The 18,174-nt window shown below is 55.6% G+C and carries 16 protein-coding genes and 3 pseudogenes; 2 read left to right on the top strand and 17 right to left on the bottom strand.

Going from position 1 to position 18,174, the window contains the following annotated elements:
- Positions 1 to 346 precede the first annotated feature (346 nt).
- Complete coding sequence (locus tag VI25_RS03075) at positions 347 to 1,768, top strand: peptide MFS transporter (protein WP_045687495.1); 1,422 nt, start codon at positions 347 to 349, stop codon at positions 1,766 to 1,768.
- A 237-nt stretch (positions 1,769 to 2,005) separates the two neighbouring features.
- On the opposite strand, the gene groL is transcribed toward VI25_RS03075, so the two are convergent.
- The 10 genes and pseudogenes from groL to VI25_RS03030 all read right to left on the bottom strand — a co-directional run bounded on the left by groL (position 2,006) and on the right by VI25_RS03030 (position 10,774).
- The gene (gene groL / locus VI25_RS03070) at positions 2,006 to 3,643 is read right to left on the bottom strand and encodes a chaperonin GroEL (protein ID WP_045687496.1); all 1,638 of its coding nucleotides are present in this window, start codon (positions 3,641 to 3,643) and stop codon (positions 2,006 to 2,008) included.
- Between the two features lie 37 nt (positions 3,644 to 3,680).
- Positions 3,681 to 3,971, bottom strand: coding sequence for a co-chaperone GroES (groES, locus tag VI25_RS03065; protein ID WP_045687497.1), 291 nt, complete (start codon positions 3,969 to 3,971; stop codon positions 3,681 to 3,683).
- Between the two features lie 339 nt (positions 3,972 to 4,310).
- Positions 4,311 to 4,715, bottom strand: coding sequence for a preprotein translocase subunit SecG (gene secG, locus VI25_RS03060; protein WP_045687498.1), 405 nt, complete (start codon positions 4,713 to 4,715; stop codon positions 4,311 to 4,313).
- Complete coding sequence (locus tag VI25_RS03055) at positions 4,716 to 5,102, bottom strand: hypothetical protein (RefSeq protein ID WP_052695014.1); 387 nt, start codon at positions 5,100 to 5,102, stop codon at positions 4,716 to 4,718.
- Positions 5,075 to 6,229 (bottom strand): hypothetical protein, encoded by a 1,155-nt coding sequence (locus tag VI25_RS03050; RefSeq protein ID WP_045687499.1) that lies wholly within the window; start codon positions 6,227 to 6,229, stop codon positions 5,075 to 5,077. The genes VI25_RS03055 and VI25_RS03050 overlap by 28 nt, the downstream gene beginning before the upstream one ends.
- Before the next feature lie 250 nt (positions 6,230 to 6,479).
- A complete protein-coding gene (locus VI25_RS03045) occupies positions 6,480 to 7,010 on the bottom strand; it encodes an LptE family protein (RefSeq protein ID WP_045687500.1) in 531 nt (176 codons plus the stop codon).
- A pseudogene (locus VI25_RS26385) lies at positions 6,991 to 7,179 on the bottom strand (helix-turn-helix domain-containing protein); the annotation flags it as partial. The pseudogene VI25_RS26385 and the gene VI25_RS03045, both read right to left, overlap by 20 nt.
- Positions 7,107 to 8,324, bottom strand: a complete 1,218-nt coding sequence (locus VI25_RS03040) for a sigma-54 interaction domain-containing protein (RefSeq protein WP_236704852.1) — start codon at positions 8,322 to 8,324, stop codon at positions 7,107 to 7,109. The pseudogene VI25_RS26385 and the gene VI25_RS03040, both read right to left, overlap by 73 nt.
- Before the next feature lie 176 nt (positions 8,325 to 8,500).
- A pseudogene (gene miaB / locus VI25_RS03035) lies at positions 8,501 to 9,960 on the bottom strand (tRNA (N6-isopentenyl adenosine(37)-C2)-methylthiotransferase MiaB).
- 118 nt (positions 9,961 to 10,078) lie between these two features.
- On the bottom strand, positions 10,079 to 10,774 hold the full coding sequence (locus VI25_RS03030) for an HAD family hydrolase (protein WP_045687503.1): 696 nt from the start codon (positions 10,772 to 10,774) through the stop codon (positions 10,079 to 10,081).
- A gap of 69 nt (positions 10,775 to 10,843) precedes the next feature.
- On the opposite strand from VI25_RS03030, the gene VI25_RS03025 reads away from it, so the two are divergent.
- Entirely contained in the window at positions 10,844 to 11,470 is a 627-nt protein-coding gene (locus tag VI25_RS03025) for a chloramphenicol acetyltransferase (RefSeq protein ID WP_045687504.1), read from the top strand.
- Between the two features lie 61 nt (positions 11,471 to 11,531).
- Here VI25_RS03025 and pabB read toward each other — a convergent pair whose 3' ends face one another.
- The 7 genes and pseudogenes from pabB to VI25_RS02995 form a co-directional block, all read right to left on the bottom strand.
- Complete coding sequence (gene pabB / locus VI25_RS03020) at positions 11,532 to 12,824, bottom strand: aminodeoxychorismate synthase component I (RefSeq protein ID WP_045687505.1); 1,293 nt, start codon at positions 12,822 to 12,824, stop codon at positions 11,532 to 11,534.
- A 147-nt stretch (positions 12,825 to 12,971) separates the two neighbouring features.
- Positions 12,972 to 14,510 (bottom strand): hypothetical protein, encoded by a 1,539-nt coding sequence (locus VI25_RS03015; protein WP_072144746.1) that lies wholly within the window; start codon positions 14,508 to 14,510, stop codon positions 12,972 to 12,974.
- Positions 14,511 to 14,565: 55 nt separating this feature from the next.
- Positions 14,566 to 15,315 (bottom strand): zinc ribbon domain-containing protein, encoded by a 750-nt coding sequence (locus tag VI25_RS03010; RefSeq protein WP_045687507.1) that lies wholly within the window; start codon positions 15,313 to 15,315, stop codon positions 14,566 to 14,568.
- Positions 15,305 to 15,964 carry a Nif3-like dinuclear metal center hexameric protein gene (locus tag VI25_RS28255; protein ID WP_316934250.1) on the bottom strand — a complete coding sequence of 220 codons (660 nt, stop codon included), beginning with the start codon at positions 15,962 to 15,964 and terminating at the stop codon, positions 15,305 to 15,307. The genes VI25_RS03010 and VI25_RS28255 overlap by 11 nt, the downstream gene beginning before the upstream one ends.
- Before the next feature lie 110 nt (positions 15,965 to 16,074).
- Positions 16,075 to 16,404, bottom strand: a pseudogene (locus VI25_RS28250) (Nif3-like dinuclear metal center hexameric protein); the annotation flags it as partial.
- Between the two features lie 74 nt (positions 16,405 to 16,478).
- Entirely contained in the window at positions 16,479 to 17,192 is a 714-nt protein-coding gene (locus tag VI25_RS03000) for a uracil-DNA glycosylase family protein (protein ID WP_045687509.1), read from the bottom strand.
- A 57-nt stretch (positions 17,193 to 17,249) separates the two neighbouring features.
- Entirely contained in the window at positions 17,250 to 17,984 is a 735-nt protein-coding gene (locus VI25_RS02995) for a protein phosphatase 2C domain-containing protein (RefSeq protein ID WP_045687510.1), read from the bottom strand.
- Positions 17,985 to 18,174: the final 190 nt, after the last annotated feature.

The following is an 18,174-nucleotide window of genomic DNA, read 5'->3' as shown; positions in this document are numbered from 1 at the left end:
GGGCGTGCTCAACGAGGGCGGCGGGCGGCGGGTTTAGGTGGGCAGAGACGCCAGGCGCAAAGCCTAACGACGCGAGGCGGGTGGTTACGGCAGATTGCATCATAAAGCCGAAAACAGGGGGTTGGGTGGGAGTTGGAAGTGTAAGGGCGGAGGGTTGGCTACACGCATCGGTAGCCGATTGGGTACGAAAAGTAGCGAAAATTCGCTAACTAACAAATGGTAGTTAGAGCCATGCCTAACAAAGGGGGCCTGCTACTCAGGGTTAGGAAACTTTTGTAGCTTTACCCAACTGCCTTGCAGATATGGCTGCTTGCTTTTCCCTCTCACTTCTTTTTTATTGCCTTTCATGCAAACAACCTCCGCTGTTCAGGAGCCACCCGTAATGCGGCAAAGTCACCCGCCTGGCCTCTATTTGTTGTTCTTCACCGAAATGTGGGAGCGGTTCAGCTACTACGGCATGCGCGGCTTGCTGGTGCTGTATCTAACCAAGACTGCCCTCGAAGGAGGACTGGGCATTCCGGAAGCTAGTGCAACGCTCCTGTATGGCTACTTCACCGGTTTTGTTTACTTCACACCTATTATTGGTGGCTGGATAGCTGATAAGTTTATTGGCCATCGCCGCGCCATTCTCATTGGCGGTTTAACGATGGCAGTTGGGCAGTTTTTCCTGTTCATGCAGCCGTCGTTGTCTACGCAAGCCGCTGCCTTTGGCATGCCCTGGCCTACCATGCTAGGGCTACTGCTGCTAATTTTAGGCAACGGCTTCTTCAAGCCCAATATCTCGACTATTGTGGGTAAGCTCTACCAGCAGGGTGACCCGCTGCGCGACGCTGCCTTCACGATTTTCTACATGGGCATCAACACGGGGGCATTTATTGCACCACTAGTATGCGGCTTCCTGGCTGAAAACCTGTTTGCTACCAAAGACGCTAGCGGCGCCATCCTCAGCTACGGGTTCCGATATGGTTTCTTGGCTGCTGGTATCGGTATGCTCATTGGTCAGTTGGCATTTAACCTGCTGGGCCGCAAGTACCTCGGCGACGTGGGAATGTACCCCGAGGGCCAGAGCGCGGATTCCACTAAAACCACTGTAAAAGAGCCGCTTACCAAGGAAGAGACCGACCGAATGGCGGTAGTTTTCATCATCACCTTGTTTGTAGTGTTCTTCTGGGCTGGCTTCGAACAAGCTGGTTCTTCGCTTACGCTCTACACAGATAAGTACATCAACCGTGAAGTAGCGGGCTTCCTAATCCCTACCTCATGGTTCCAGTCAGTTAATGCAGGCTTTATCGTACTGCTAGGCGCGCCCGTAGCGGCCCTATGGGTAAGCCTCGGCCGGCGTGGCAAAGACCTGAGTATTCCCGTGAAAATGGGCTTGGGTATGGTGTTGCTCGGGGTAGGCTTCCTGTTCATGGTAGGAGCCGTTATGCAACGCGGTGGCGATGTTGCTGATCAAACTATCAAAGCCAGCATTTGGTGGCTGATAGCTACCTACTTCTTTCACACGGTAGGCGAGTTGTGCTTATCGCCGGTAGGCTTGTCCATGGTGTCACGCCTGTCGCCGCCGGCACTTACCTCAATGCTGATGGGCGTGTGGTTTTTGGCTCCCTTCGTGGCGCAGATTGCTGGCGGCTACATCGCTAAGTATGTAGAAGAACTGGGCGCCCTTAAGGTGTTCGGCCTCATTGCTGCCTTCGTAATCTTGGCCGGTCTCATCCTGATTGCCATTGCCAGAAAGCTGTTCCGTATGATGCACGGACGCGGCTAAGCTTCTGCCTTACGCACGCACGCAAAGAAGGTCTGCCAGATGCATCTGGCAGACCTTCTTTTTGAAGCACCCAGCAAGACAAGTAAGGGGGATATTCAACTTCCTTGCCCAAACCATTCTTTCCGTGTAGTTCTAAGTGCTTGCTGTACATCCAGCATGATATAGAAAAGCAAAAGGCCCGCCGGATTCCTATCCGACGGGCCTTTTTACTGGTCAGCGTACTGACAGGGAAGCTGATTACATCATGCCGCCCATGCCGCCCATGCCGGGAGACACGGCGCCAGCGCCTGCTTTCTCATCTTCTGGCTCATCCGAAATTACGCACTCAGTGGTCAGGAGCAGGCCGGCAATAGAAGCGGCATTCTCCAGGGCCAGACGCGTTACCTTGGTTGGGTCGAGGATACCAGCAGCCATCAGGTTCTCGTAGCGGTCTTCGCGGGCGTTGTAGCCGTAGTCGGCTTGGCCTTCGCGTACTTTCTGCACTACTACCGAGCCTTCACCACCAGCGTTAGCTACAATAGTGCGCAGGGGCGCTTCAATGGCCGTACGAATGATGTTCACGCCAGTACGCTCGTCGCCATTCAGGGTGTCAACGCTTTCCAGCGCATCCAGGGCACGCACTAAGGCTACACCACCACCAGGAACAACACCTTCTTCTACAGCAGCACGGGTAGCGTGCAGGGCATCATCAACGCGGTCTTTCTTTTCCTTCATTTCTACCTCAGTGCTAGCACCGATATAGAGGATAGCCACGCCGCCCGACAGCTTAGCCAGACGCTCTTGCAGCTTCTCTTTGTCGTAGTCAGAAGTAGTAGTGCCGATCTGCGCCTTAATCTCGTTTACGCGGCCGGTGATACCATCTTTGTCGCCACGGCCGTTTACAATGGTCGTGTTGTCTTTGTCGATGATAACTTTCTCAGCCTGACCCAGGTACTCCAGGGTAGCGCTGTCCAGCTTGTAGCCGCGCTCTTCCGAAATTACGGTACCACCAGTCAGCACAGCAATGTCTTCCAGCATGGCCTTACGACGGTCGCCGAAGCCAGGAGCTTTCACAGCAGCAATTTTCAGCGAGCCGCGCAGCTTGTTTACTACCAGGGTAGCTAGTGCTTCGCCGTCTACATCTTCCGAGATGATAACCAGGGGCTTGCCAGTTTGAACAACCTGCTCCAATACGGGCAGCAGCTCCTTCATGGTGCTCACCTTCTTGTCGTAGATGAGGATGTAGGGGTTGTCGAACTCAGCCTCCATTTTCTCCGGGTTGGTCACGAAGTAGGGAGACAGGTAGCCACGGTCGAACTGCATGCCTTCCACCGTTTTTACTTCGGTTTCAGTACCACGAGCTTCTTCTACCGTGATAACGCCTTCCTTGCCTACTTTGTCCATGGCGTCAGCAATCATTTTGCCGATTTCCATGTCGTTATTGGCCGAAATAGCGCCTACCTGGGCAATTTCTGACGAGTTCTCGATTTTTTTAGACTGGGCTTTCAGGTTAGCAACAACAGCCAGTACAGCTTTGTCGATGCCACGCTTCAGGTCCATGGGGTTAGCACCAGCGGCTACGTTTTTCGAGCCAGCGGCATAGATAGCCTGGGCCAATACAGTTGCAGTCGTCGTACCATCACCAGCCTGGTCAGCCGTTTTGGAGGCAACTTCTTTTACCAACTGAGCACCCATGTTTTCAACTGGGTCTGAAAGCTCAATTTCTTTGGCTACTGTTACACCGTCTTTGGTGATGCTTGGGGCGCCGAATTTCTTGTCGATAACCACGTTGCGGCCTTTGGGGCCCAGGGTTACCTTCACAGCGTTTGCTAGCTTATCAACGCCGCGCTTCAGTTTGTCGCGGCCTTCGGTATCGAATTGGATGTTCTTAGCCATCTTGGGTTCGGGTGTTTAGAGTCGGGAGGGGGAAAGCTTACAGTACGGCGAAAATGTCCGACTCCTTCATAATGAGGTAGTCTTGGCCATCAACGGTGATTTCAGTGCCGGCATACTTGCCGTAAAGCACTTGGTCGCCGGCTTTAACCTGGGGCTTGATGGTGGTACCGTTGTCGGCTACCTTGCCTTCGCCTACGGCAACTACTTCGCCACGCTGGGGTTTCTCCTTGGCCGTGTCGGGGATGATGATGCCCGATTTGGTTTTTTCCTCGGCAGCGGCCGGCGCGATGATTACGCGGTCAGCCAGCGGTTTGATGCTAAGCGACATATTGTACGTTTTGGTTGAAAGGTTTACTTGAAGTAAGACGGTGACGGCGGTGCTGCACTTCTTATGCCAGCCCTTGCAAACCTGACAGAATGGACACAGGCAGCCGTTTTTCGGTCAGGTTTGCACCTTATCGTTGTCAGACGTGGCAGATAAGAAGGCAGCAAGCATCCGTGACAGCCCGCGCGGCTGTACGCCTGGCAGGCGCTAGGGTTGGACTTGGCGGGGTAGAAAATTCGGGGCTGTATGTTGTGTCGCTCTGATTTGAAATTGCCGCTAAAGCAACAAGCCGATAGCTCCAGCTAAGGAACTACCGGCTTGCACGCCGAAGCAAAAACTAGGTTACTGACCTGGAGCCGGGGCCGGCTGGGTAGTAGCAGGAGTCGTTTGGGGAGTACCTGCTGGAGCAGCAGCACCAGGAGCGGTAGCACCACCGGGGATGGCTGGAGCAGGCGTGGCAGGAATACGCGTTTCCAGAGCCTTCTGCTGGTTTACGCTGCGTACAGGGCCAGATTGGTTGCCGTCGTCGATAACGTGGCTGCCAAGGCTAAGCACCATCAGGCCGATGGCAAAGCCCCAGGTTAAGCGCTCAAGCAGGTCACCCGTCCGCTTCACACCCATTAGCTGGGCTGCGCCACCCGAGCCAAATTGGCTAGAAATTCCGCCGCCTTTGGGGTTTTGAGCCAGCACCACGAGGCCTAACAGCAGGCATACGAACAGAATTAGAACAATAAGGGCAGCGTACATCTACTCTGAAGGTTGTTTCAATTGTTGAATTAGATCGGCAAAGTACGCCATTTTTTCTGGCTGACGTTGCATCAGCACCTCATATATTTCAATGGCCTTGTCGGTTTTGCCCTGCTTCACCATGATTTTGGCTAGGCTTTCGGAAGCCAATGTGGGAGCGGGTCGCGTGCTCCGCACCGACAAGTCGTCCTGCTCCGTTGCTGTCGGTGGAGGCGGACCCGTCGTCGTTTTAATACGCGGCTTTGCCTGCAAGAAGCGGTTAATCAAATCAATAGAAGAAGCGGATGGCTTAGGACGATTTGCTTTCAAGTAAGCCAGTAGCAAAGGATCTGGCTCAAAGAACGCATCGGCCGGCAAATTCAGGGTGTACCCATCATGCGGCTCCAAGTCGTACCCGAAGCGGCTGCCAGCACTGAGCGCGTAACCAAGTTGCTCATCGGCTCGGAAGGAGGAATTTCCGCCCGAGGTAGCTCACCTGGTACTGTCGAAGGCTCATCGTCATCTTCAAGCCCAAGAAGTTGATAACTAGAAGGGGGAGGCAGCGCTGGTTCTACTAAGCCAAACTCGAAGCGTGAGATACCGGCTTCTACAGGTGGGCGGATAGGCGGTGCCGTAGCGGGCAACAGATCGTCCACCACAGGAAACAACTCCAACGCCTGTTCTCCTACGGTAGCGGCTTCCTCGCCTACAGACGTGGTTTGCTCAGATAGTTGGGTGGCTAGGGTATCAGCAGCGCCATCACCTTCTACTCCTAGGCTAGGTACAACATGCGCCGGTTCTTCTTGCTGGTTTACTTCAGTGGTAGGTGCTTCAGCCTCGTGTTGTGCTATTGGCAGTAAGATGACCTCCGTTTTTTCTGAAATGGAATTAACGGTCTCACTGCTAGCTGTTTCTACAGAAGTGTCGTCTGTATCGGTGCCAGGCGAGAGAACAGGTGTATGGTCATTCCGCTGTTCTGGCTGTTCTTGTTCCGACGTTGCGGGTATTACAAGCAGGTTCTCAGAGGCAAGTGGCAGGTAGGCTTTGAATATTTCGTCTGGCTCGGTAAGCGCAGGCTCTGCCAACTCTGGTTCTGTAGTTGCGGGTGCTAAATGGTCGGCCGCTTCCTGCTTTGGGTCAGCTGCCGGGCGTGACTCGGCAAGCGCTTCCTGCGGCGTCGTAGGAAGTTGATCTGCTTCTAGTTCTGTAACTGCCTCTGGAGTAGCTTCGGCAAGGGTAGTTGCAACTGCCGCGTCATGAACAGATTGTTCGAGCACGGGTGCAGCCTCCCGGACTGATGGGGCTGGGGTTTCCAACAACTGACGCAGGAGGTCCCGGTTGGCCGCATACGTAGCCGCTCGGCGCAAGCGCTGACTCGCTAGCATACTGCCCCGATCATGCGCTGCCTTCGCGAGTAAAACGTGTGCTGTCTGGCAGTACGGAAATGCGGCCGCCAACTGTTCCAGCTCCCGGGTTTCGGCGTCCGAAATCTCGCTTACGTGGTTCAGAATATGTAAAAGCGACGCGCGAGTCATTCAGACTGAAGTTGAGCAGGTGAAATAAGAAAAGAAGCCTAAACCTAAACTGCGGCCGTGCTAACTATGTGTTTTTCAGCGAAGCGCGGGAGCATACCACTATGTCAAGCTCTGCCGTACCCGCTGATGAGGGCGACAAAGGTGGCTATTTTAGCTCGTAACAGCATTGCCCAAACTATATAGCGGCCCGAAATCTTCCGCATTTGGGTGTTGCTTGGCTTCTCTGTTCGCTGGATGATGAGTGCGTACTCTACCAGTTGGCTACCGATTTATTGAACGTATCGGTAATAATATTACGGAATAGCTCCCGCAACGCCGTGGGGTCGTTGTTGATGCTCGTAATGTCGCGAGTGGCTGGGAATGGGCGCGTGGTTTGGAAGGTCTCCTCAAAGTCCTGCTTCGGGTCTTTGGTGTTGGTGAATTTCACACGCACCTGGATAGTCAACTGGTTGGCACCCGCTAAATCTTGACCGTTTTGCTGCTGAATGGCCGCAGGCGCAAAATCATAGGCAATAATCTGCCCATCAAATTGCAAGTCTCCATCGCGCGGCACGAGCTTGAGCGAGGTATTGCGTTGAAAGTAATCCTTGTATTCTTCCGTGAAGCGCTGGGCTAGAAAGGAAGGACCATTGTTGGCGTTGTTGGCAAACGTCGAGATGGAAATAGTTTTAATGGAGGGGTCGAGGGTGGTGCCGTTGAATGAATACACGGCGCATCCACCCAGCAAAGGCAGCAGGAGCACTAGTACGCCCAGCAGCCAGTTACGCTTGTTCCAGGTCATATTGCTTGAGTTTGCGGTACAAGGTGCGCTCCGAGATGCCTAGGTCGTGGGCCGCGTGCTTACGCTTGTTGTTGTGCTTTTTCAGCGCCTTAATAATCATCTCCTTTTCCTTGGCTTCAAGGGAAAGGGTTTCCTCTTCCGTCTCGTGCGTAATATCCTCCACCCGATGGGCTTCGTCTTCATAATCAGCCGCATCATCACGGTTAGTTCCCGGGAGTTGAGGATGTAGTCAGAGGTCGCCCCATCGGTGGGAGCCGGGCGCAGGGGCCGGGCTGCTGCGGGGTTACCGTCGTAAGGTGCTACGCTCACGTTGGTAAACAAGTGGCTGTTTTGGCGCAGGAGCTCCTGCGCTTCCTGGGGGCGCTGCCCACCAGCCAAATCCAGCACTAGCTTCTTGAGGTCCGTCATGTCGCGACGCATGTCGAACAGCACTTTGTAGAGCAAGTCCCGCTCGGAGTATGCGTTGCCAGCTCCATCGGTGGCACTGCCCGCGGCGCTTACCAACATGGGCAGGCGGCTGCTCTGGTCGGCGGGCAGGTAGTTGCGTAAGCGCCGCGAATCTACCTCGCGCTCCGTTTCTAGCACCGACATTTGCTCGGCCACATTCTTGAGCTGGCGGATGTTGCCGGGAAAGCGGAAGCGCTGCAATTCTTGTACCGCATCGGATGTGAGACTAATCGGTTTCACCCGATATCGGTCAGCAAAATCGGTAGCAAACTTTCTAAACAATAGATAGATATCATCGCCACGTTCACGTAGTGGTGGAACTGTAATAGGTACCGTGTTGAGACGATAGTACAGGTCTTCGCGGAACCGGCCTTCGCGCACGGCATCCAGTAAATTTACGTTGGTAGCGGCCACCACACGCACGTCCGTCTTCTGCACCTTGGAAGAGCCAACCCGGATGAATTCGCCGTTTTCTAGCACGCGCAATAGGCGGGCCTGGGTGCCCAAAGGCATCTCCCCAATTTCGTCGAGGAAAATGGTGCCGCCGTTCGTGACTTCGAAATAGCCTTTGCGGGCTTCCTGCGCCCCGGTGAAGGAGCCCTTTTCGTGCCCGAAAAGCTCGGAATCAATGGTGCCTTCGGGGATGGCCCCGCAGTTGATGGCGATGAACTGCCCGTGCTTGCGCGGAGACAGGGCGTGAATGATCTTAGAGAAGGATTCTTTACCGGAACCGCTTTCGCCCGTAATGAGCACGGTCATGTCCGTGGGGGCTACTTGGGCCGCCACCTGGATGGCATAGTTCAGCGAAGGCGCATTGCCAATAATGCCGAACCGCTGTTTGATGGATTGTATTTCGGAAGGAGTCAAGGTCGATGATTGGTTTTCGTGGGGAAGACGAAAAGCGGAGATAGTTTATTTTGGGAGGCCCGGATAAAACATCATCCTGAGCCGTAGCCGAAGGCTCCCGCCGTGCCGATAACTGGTTACCTAGTAACCGTTGGCAGTAGCAGAAGGTCGTGCACTAGACTCAGGATGACAGAAAGTTATACCGCCTCGCCCAGCAGGGTATTGGTTGTAGACTCATGCACTAGCACATCTACATAGTCGCCTTTTTGATACTGTTTTTTGGGGAAAATAACAACCTGGTTCTGGCTATTGCGGCCGCTCAAGTGCTCCTTGCTACGCTTGGAAAAGTTCTCGACCAGCACGCGGTGCACCCGGCCTACGCTGCGTAGGTTACGCTCACGGCTATGCTGCTGCTGCAACGCAATGACCTCTGCCAAGCGACGCTTCTTCACTTCCAGCGGAATATCGTCCTCCAGCTTCCGGGCGGCCAGGGTACCGGGGCGCTCGGAGTAGAAGAACATGTATGCCATGTCGTACTTGACGTACTCCATGAGGCTTAGGGTATCCTGGTGTTCTTCCTCATTCTCAGAGCAGAAGCCCGAAATCATATCGGTACTGATGGCACAGTCTTCGCCCAAAATCCGGCGGATAGCCTGCACGCGGTCCTCGTACCAGGGGCGGTCGTAGGTGCGGTTCATGAGCTTGAGGACACGGGAGTTACCGCTCTGCGCCGGCAAGTGAATGTACTTGCAGATGTTGTCGTGGCGCGCATGGTGTACAGCACCTCATCGGTGATGTCCTTGGGGTGAGAGGTGGAGAAGCGCACGCGTAGTTCGGGGCTCACGAGGGCTACACTTTCCAGCAACTGGGCAAAGTTCACGTGTTCCAGACCGTCCTCGGAGGCCCATTTGTAAGAATCTACGTTCTGCCCCAGCAGTGTTACTTCCTTGTACCCTTGAGCAACTAGGTCGCGGGCTTCCTGCACAATGCTGTGGGCGTCCCGGCTTCGCTCACGGCCCCGAGTAAAGGGCACCACGCAGAACGAGCACATATTGTCGCAGCCGCGCATGATGCTGATAAAGGCCGTGATACCGTTGCTGTTGAGGCGTACGGGAGTAATATCGGCGTAGGTCTCCTCCCGGCTCAGCAGCACGTTCACGGCCTTTTGGCCGCCATCTACTTGCTGAATAAGCTGAGGAAGGTCGCGGTACGCATCGGGGCCTACCACTAGGTCTACAATTTTTTCTTCCTCTAAGAACTTGGTTTTCAGGCGCTCGGCCATGCAGCCTAGCACCCCCACTAGTAAACCGGGGTTACGCTTTTTGTGGCCGTTGATTTGCGAGAGACGCATGCGTACCGTTTGCTCGGCCTTCTCCCGGATGGAGCAGGTATTCAGCAGCACTAAGTCAGCTCCTTCTAATTCCTCCGTGGTGTCAAAGCCTTGCTCGTATAGAATGCTCGAGACGATTTCGGAGTCGGAGAAGTTCATCTGGCAGCCGTAGCTCTCAATATAGAGCTTGCGGGTACGGCCCGTGCGGGTAGCCGGATTCACGCGTACCTCACCCGAGGGTTCGTGGGCATGCGTGGTTGCGTCCACAGCCGGCGTGGGTAAGGAGGGAGTATCGAGGAAATCGAGGGTAATCAGTGGTTGGGACATGGGAAAAGCCTCAAGTAGGCGTCAGCTTCACAGTTCGGAGAACGGCAAAGGTAGGGGTTTTAGCCTAAAAAATGACAGAATGGCAGAGCTCAAAGGGGCGGATTTCCGGCCAGGGGCCCTAAGGCAGGTAATCGAGTACGGCGCGCACGTCACTGACTTGGTGAAAGGCGAGACCTTCTAGCTGCGCGGGGTCAACGTACTCAAAAATCCAGTTGGCGTGGTAAGGTACGTGCACAGCCCGCAGCCCCAGCCGTGCTACTGGTAAAATATCAGATTTAAGAGAGTTGCCAATCATGATAAAATCGGCGGCGGTAGCTCCGTAGCGCGCCAGCAGGCGGCTGTAGGTGGCCTCATCCTTTTCACTGACTACCTCCACGTGGTCGAATAAGTCGCCCAGGCCCGAGCGGGCAATCTTACTTTCTTGGTCAAACAAGTCGCCTTTCGTGAGCACCATGAGGCGGTGGCCACGGTGGCGCAGTTCCGTGAGCACCTCTACCACGCCAAGCAGCGGCTCAATAGGATATCGTAGCAAGTCTTTGCCCATGTCCAGGATTTGCTGAATATCGTGGCCCGTCACGGCACCTTCCGTTAGCTGGATGGCAGTTTCAATCATGGACAGCATAAACGACTTGGCGCCGTAGCCAAACAACTGCATGTTGCGGCGCTGCACATCATTGAGTTGGGTGCTGATGCGAACTACGTCGCCACAATGGGCCAGAATCTCAAACAAGCGGGCCTCCACTTGGTCGAAATGGGGCTGGTTGGGCCAAAGGGTATCGTCAGCGTCGAAGGCAATGAGGAGGGGAACAGCCATAGCAGGAGCAATAGGAAAAAACGCGGGAAGTACCCCACAAAGGCATCAAAGTTATCGAACTTGCCGCCTATGAAACAGCAGATTGACTTAGCTACCTGGAACCGTCGTGAGCATTTTACTTTCTTTTCGAGCTTCGACGAGCCGTTCTTTGGGCTGGTGGCGCCGGTAGAGTGCACGCGGGCGCAGGCCGAAGCCAAACGACTTGGGGTGTCCTTCTTCTTGTACTACCTCTACCACTCGGTGCAAGCAGCCAATCAAATACCTGAGTTTCGCTACCGCATTGAAGACGGGCACGTGTACTGCTACGACCGGGTGCACGCCTCCGCTACCATTGGCCGGCCCGACCATACGTTTGGGTTTTCCTTTATTGAACAGCACGATTCGTTGGAGGAATTTGTGGCAGCAGCCAAGGCGGAGGTGGCTGCTGTACAGGCTAGTACCGGCTTGCGTCTGAGCGAAACCACCGCCCGCCCCGACGTGCTGCATTGCTCGGCCCTGCCGTGGGTGCGCTTCAGTGGTCTTACCCATGCCCGTAGCTTCAGCCACCCCGACAGCTGCCCCAAGATTTCCTACGGCCAGACCTACCAAGAAAACGGCGCCACCTGGATGCCCGTATCGGTAAATGTGCACCACGGCCTAGCCGATGGTTACCACGTAGGACAATTTCTTGCAGCCTTCCAGGAGCGGCTAGCGTAGCAAGGCCCACGGGTAAGCCCCAAGCTTGCGTTGCCCTTCGGCCGACGCGAAGGTTGGCGACCTACTCGCGTGTAACGCCCAGCACGGCTAGCAGGGCGCGAGCTTTCAGCAGGCACTCCTCATATTCATGCTCCGGTACAGAGTCGTAAGTGATGGCAGAGCCCACTTGGAAGCTGACATGACCAGTGTCGGGCCGGTACTGCAAGCTGCGAATAACCACGTTGAAGTCGAAGTCCCCATTGGGAAGCAGGTAGCCAATGCTGCCGCTGTAAAGGCCTCGGCGGCTGTGCTCGTAGTGCTCAATGAGTTGCATAGCCCGTATTTTCGGGGCCCCCGTCATGGAGCCCATGGGGAAGGTCGCCCGCAGTAGGTCTACTACGTCGGCGGTGGGCTGGGCTTGTGCTTGCACCGAGGAAATCATCTGCCACACGTGCTGAAACGGATACAAGCCAAATAGCTGCGGTACCTGCACACTGCCGGGCTGAGCCACGCGAGCCAAGTCGTTGCGAACCAGATCCACAATCATCAGGTTTTCAGCCCGCTCTTTCTCGTTATGAAGCAGGGCGAGGCGCTGAGCATCATCCTCGGCCGGAGTGGTGCCGCGCCGGCTAGTGCCTTTGATGGGCTGAGAAAGGAGGGTGCTGCCCTCGCGGCGCAGAAACCGCTCGGGTGAGGCGCACAGGAGAAACTGCTGCTGATGACGGTAGAAACCCGCGAAAGGAGTAGGAGACGCTGCGTTGAGACGAAGAAAGACATCAACGGGGTCAAGGTGTACTCCTTCAGCGGTAAATTCCTGGCACAAGTTAAGTTCGTACACTTCCCCATTGAGGATGTCTTCCTGCACGGCCCGTACAGCCGCCAAGTAATCAGGCCGCGGAAACCGGGGTTGTAGGGCTACTCCAGTTGGCGGGGTAGCAAATGGCAGGGGCGTAGCTATAATCTGTTGGAAAACAGCAGCCGGAGTTAGCGCGTCGGTCGCATCCGGCGCCACGTAAATTTCTACAGTATTGGCCTGCCAGCACAGCCAAGCGCTAGCATGGAAGAAGTGCAGCATTGGCCACGCTAGGCCCGTTGGGTGGCTGCTGCTTAGCGCTTCAATTTCATCTTTCACCTCATAGGTGAGGAATCCGCAGCGGGGTGCGGTAGTTGGTTGCTGAAGCCAGGGCCGCAGCTCAGCCAGGGAAGCTGGGCCTGCGCTGGCATCGGTTGCAACGGCTAGCAACTGGCGAAAAGCGCCTTGCGGGTAGGAGAGGCCGCTGGGCTCGAAGTACGCACAATACGTAAACTCGGCGGCCCAGTGTAGGGCCTGGGCACGAAAAGAAACAGGGAGTTCGGAAAGTGGAATTGAAAGCACGTGACAAAAGTACGATGCCGCCGGCCCAGGACCTTGAGGCGCCCCTTCGCAGAAACAAACGGTTGTCCATTACAAACAACACAAGCTGCCGAATCGGATAACGTAATCAGGTAGTAGGATGATTGATTACCCTTGGTCTAGCGCTGATTAGGGCTGCTGAAGCTCGCGTAAGGCTAGTTTAGCCTTGGTATCGGTGCTATTCTTGTATTCGTGCCGGGGGTAGCTGAGGGCCTTCTGAAAGTACATCTTAGCTGTATTCTTCTGCCCCTCAGCCTGGTATAAGTACCCCAACTGTAAGGCCGATTGTGGGGCGAAGTAATAGGGCGCATTGCCCGCTCGGGCTACGGTTTGGGCATAAAATAGCCGGGCCGAGTCTAAGCGCCCTAGCAAGTGCCAGGCGCGGGCGCGGCGGTAGGGTTCCTCTAGCTGGTTGCGGAGGGGGGTGCTTGTCGTAGGGCGGAAGCCATTGAGGGTATGCAGGGCTTCTCGGTAGTAGCCACCATCAATTTGCAAACGGGCGCGGGTGAGCTGCCTGTTTAGTGGAAGCTTGTCCTCGAAGAAACGCTGGGCATAGTGATCCTCCTCCAAAATAGTGCGCCCACCCGTGCCGATCTGGCGGCGGTACTGCTCGGCTGCCGCGGCATCGCCCCCCAACCAAGCCGCCAAATACAGTTTAAAGGCTGCATCCTTCTGGTAGTGTTGTCCGTGGTATTCCTGTAGAAAGAGCTGATTGGCTCGTAGCGAGGCCGCATATTGCCCCTGGTACAATAGCAGGTCGGCGGCCATGTGATGCAGGTAGGGAAGGGGCAAGTAGCCCGAACCGGTAGGACGCGCCCGATACGCCGCCAGCGCAGCATCGGTGCGGTGCTGCTTTTTCTGGAGGCTAATAAGTAGGTAGCTAACCAGCAAATTGTCGGGCTGCTGCCGCCGCAGGTTCTCTACTAGGCTCAGAGCGGCCTCCGGTTTCTTGTAGTAGGTTTCCTCTAGTACGGCTAAAATTAAGCGAGCTTCTAGTTGAAAGTCATTGGGCTGAGTAGCTGCTAGGCGCAGGTTGTACAGGCCTGCCTCCACACTGCCCGGCAGGCCTAGCAGCTTCAGAAACCAGCGGTACGACTCAGGCAAGGAGCCGATGAAGAACTGCATCATGCCCAATGTTTTGCGCGCCGGTAAGTAGCGGGGGTAGCGCCGCACTATCTGCTGCATCTGCTGGTAGCTCTGGCGCAAATTCCAAGCTCCCTGAGCTTCGTGGCTGAACACTACCTGGGCGGCGGCTTTATGCAGGCGAATTTCGGCTTGGGCGTATTCAGCCAGGGCACTGCCCTCGGCGGCCTGCTCTAATAAGCGAAGCCGACGGTCTTGGGCAGTTATTATAGCCTCGTAGCGACTGGCGTTCTGGCTGATTAAAAGCTCCGTTATTTCTAAGCAGTCGTAGACCAGCAATGTGCCAGGCGCAGTCGGAGGAGCATCCTGCAGCAGCGCGCGCGCCGGGGCAGGCCGCAGCTTTAATACCTCGGCGTAAGCCCGCGCCTGCATTGTAGTAAACCCAGGCGTAGCAACTCGCTCAAGCTGAGGCTGCACCGCTAGCCCAGAGCGAAAGGACGCGCAGAGCAGTAATATCAACAGCCCAAACAGCCGGCTGGCCCTACGGCCCCTTTCCTTACGCGCTACTGCGGAGAACACACTCATAAACAAAAAAAGAACGGCGCGAGGCCGTTCTTTTTAAAAGGTCAGGAAGTAGTTGCTACGCGTTGCGAGCCTCCACATCGGCCAGCACGCGGCCGCAGTGCTCACATACGATAATCTTCTTGTGGGCAATGATGTCGGCTTGGCGCTGGGGAGGTACGGTGTTGAAGCAGCCGCCGCAGGCATCACGCTTTACCGTTACCACGGCCAGGCCGTTGCGTACGTTGCCGCGGATGCGGGTGTAAGCCGTCAGCAGGCGTTCCTCAATGGGCTGGGAGGCGCCGCCGCGCTCATCCATCAGCTTCTTCTCGTCGGCCTCACTCTCGCTTACGATGACGTCCAACTCGCCTTTCTTGTTTTCGAGGTCCTTTTTACGGTCTTCGAGGCGCTGCTTGGTGCCGGCGATGTCGGTATTTTTGAGTTCGATCTGGTACTGAGCTTCTTTGATTTTCTTCTCAGAAATCTGGATTTCAAGCTTCTGTAGCTCGATTTCCTTGCCAATAGCCTCGTACTCGCGGTTGTTGCGTACGTTCTGCTGCTGCTCTTCGTAGCGCTTAATCAGGCCATCCGCATCCTTGGCGGCTTGCTTGCGCTGCTTGATCTGGTCGTTGAGGGCGGCAATTTCTTCGTCGAACTTGCTCACGCGTACTTCATAGCCGGCAATTTCGTCCTCCAGGTCGCGCACCTCTTCGGGCAGGTCGCCCCGTACGCGCCGGATTTCGTCGAGCTGCGAGTCAATACGCTGCAGGTTCAGAAGGGCTTCCAGCTTGCTAGAAACGGGAGTTTCCGTGGAGGGATTAGAAATCATAACGGACGGGGTTGGTGAGGGTCTCAGCAGTTAAGAGCGCAAAAGTACTCCCAAAGTTGTCGGCAAGCAAATCCCGAAAGATTTCGCCGGTGAATTGCTCGCTCTCAAAATGGCCAACGTCGCAGAGGAGCAGGCGGCCTTCTGCCTGGAAGTATTCGTGATATTTCAGGTCGCCGGTTACGTAGGCGTTGGCACCAGCGGCGCGGGCTTTGCCAATCAGAAAGCTGCCCGCCCCGCCGCAAAGTGCAACGCGGGTGATGGGTTGCCCAAAATCGGTGTGCTTTACTACGGGCACGCCCAGGGCGGCCCGGAGCCGCTGCCGGAACTCCTGTGGGCTCAGATGTTCGGGTAGGTCGCCTACCATGCCCGCGCCGACACCTTGGTGCTCGTTTTCTAGCTTTAGCAGTTCGTAGGCCACTTCCTCGTAGGGATGAGCCTGGCGCAGTGCCCGCAAGGCCGCGCGTTGTAGGTGCAACGGCAGCAGTACCTCCACGCGCTGCTCGTGGGTAGTCTCTGGCTGCAAGGGCGTGCCGGTGTGGGGGTGGGTGCTGGCACCAGGCGTGAATGTTCCGGTGCCATCCATGCGGAAGCTACAGTCAGAATAGTCACCAATCTGGCCCGCACCGGCCTGATACAGGGCATGCAGCACAGCTTCGGTGTGCGTGTGGGCACGTACGTCACAAGCTTACCCAGAATACCTGTTTTGGGGTCGAGGATACGCAGGTTTTGGAGGCCCAGTTTCTCGGCCAGCTTTCGGTTTACGCCCTGATGTACGTTGTCGAGGTTGGTATGGGCGGCATAAATGGCTACGTCGTGCTTGATGGCCTTGATGAGGGTCTGCTCTACCTCGTTGGCTCCCGTAAGGCGCTTGAGGGGGCGAAATACCACCGGGTGGTGGGCCACTACCACGTTGCAGCCCCGGCGTACCGCTTCATCTACTACGGCTAGCGTGCAGTCGAGAGCAATAAGTACGCCTCGCACCTCCATCTGGGGGTCGCCGCATTGCAGGCCGGCATTGTCATACGATTCTTGGTAGGCGAGGGGAGCAGCGCGCTCGAGCACGCGGGCTAAGTCTTGAACAGTGGGCATCACTACTATACTAGGTGAAAGACGACACAAAGGTGGTAAAGGAAATAGAAGGCTGGCGCGGCAGGAGTAGCCCCCTAACCAGTACGGCTGGTTCGCGTTGTGTTATCGTCGCCTGTCAGCAGTGTACTCTGCAGAATTTCCACATAGTGAGCCACGTTTTCGGCCAATGCCTTCCGCTTGTATTGCATCAAAAACCGAGGATGGTCAAGGATGTGGATTTGCTGGAATAAGCCTAGCTCGTTGTTTAGCTTAGTGAAGTACTGTCCATTGCGGCGGCCAAGGCAGATGGCCGCGTGCTGGGCCAGTCCCACCTCATGCACCTGACGCCGCACCGAGTCCTGGATGCTGGGCCAGAGTGCCGCCGTCACGGCCGGGGAGTCGTAGAAATTATAGTTTAGCCCTTCACGCAGGAGCACCAGAGGGTAGAGTGAGCCCAGAAAAAAATGCTGATAAAAGGCCTGTGGCCCGCCCATGGCTTCAATAACGGCCTGCACAAATTCGCTCGATGGTTCTCGTCGGCGCGGCAAGTCGTTGGCAATTCCCCACGTAGTTAGGGCTACGGGGTCCGTGAAGGCTACACCAGTGCGGCCATTGCCGAGACGGCCAGGGTTAATGCCCAAGAGCGCCACCCGGGGTTGGTTGCCGGTGTAGTAGCGCTGAGCAAATTGCCAAAAAAGCTCCCGTGGGGTAGACTCTTGGTATGGACTGTAAGCATGCACGCTTTCCGGTAGCGGCGTAGCCGGGGTAGGAAATTGCGTTAGGAAGTGTAGGAGCCGGTCGGCGAACATAGAGGTAGGGAGCAGAGTGGAACTGCTTGTACGGGGCAGGTCTCAGGTGGTGCCCATTCAAACCAGCCTAATTCTAACCACGGCCAAGTCGTCCATAGGTACAAGCGAGTACCTGTTTTCTAGCCGTTTAAGCTTGATGTTCAACATTTCACTGCGCTCAGTAAGCTCGTCATCTACCAAGAGATAGTGCGCAATAGCACGGGTGTCGGAAGGAGAGGAATCGGTCGATTGAAAGCTGTCGATGCCATCAGTAGCCAGGCCCAGGTTGGTGCAGGAAGTGGAGTGGAATGACTGCTTGTGTTGAGCCAGCCACTCTTCAAAGTGCTGGCCCAAATGATAAGCTAGGTAGTCGGGCTGGTTGTCCTGCTCAAAGCGGGTGATACGCTCATTAATGGCCACGGTAGCATCGCCCACTGCCAACCCATATACCTCCCCCGTGTTTTGGTCGAGCAGCGCCATGACCAGGGTCGTCAGCAATTCGTTGGTGTCGAGCAGCAGGTAGTTACGCGCCTGCTGAAATTCTCCAAACAGGGCCGCCATAATCTCAACCAGTTCCTGCTGCACGGAGGTAGCTGAGATATCTTCGTGAAATTGCTGGTACTGCCGCTCCTTCACCACTTTGCGAATGATTTTGGCCGCCAGGGTAGAGGCAAAATGACTTTCTCGCCCCATCGTACAGCCGTCCATCACGGCGCATAGCCAACGGCCGCTGCCCATTGGCTGCACCACGCTGAAATCTTCGCAAAAGTCAGCGTGGTATTCTCCTCTCCTGAGGAGCTGATATACTTCCATGCAGATACTACCTTCAAACAGCCGGGCTACTGCAGTAGCGGAGAAAAATCGGGAAACTGATTAGGCCATGAAGTGAAGCAAATATCTGGCTTTTCAGGAGCTTTTATGCCTGCCTCTAACGAGCTTCTTGCGCAATATGTAAGGGCAACCCGCCGGAAGCTTTGCGCAACCCGCTATTTTTGCGGCTCCC

Source organism: Hymenobacter sp. AT01-02 (assembly GCF_000961955.2).
Taxonomy (GTDB): domain Bacteria; phylum Bacteroidota; class Bacteroidia; order Cytophagales; family Hymenobacteraceae; genus Hymenobacter; species Hymenobacter mucosus.
Note: the sequence above shows the minus strand (reverse complement) of the source record. Positions and strands in the feature narration are given on the sequence as shown.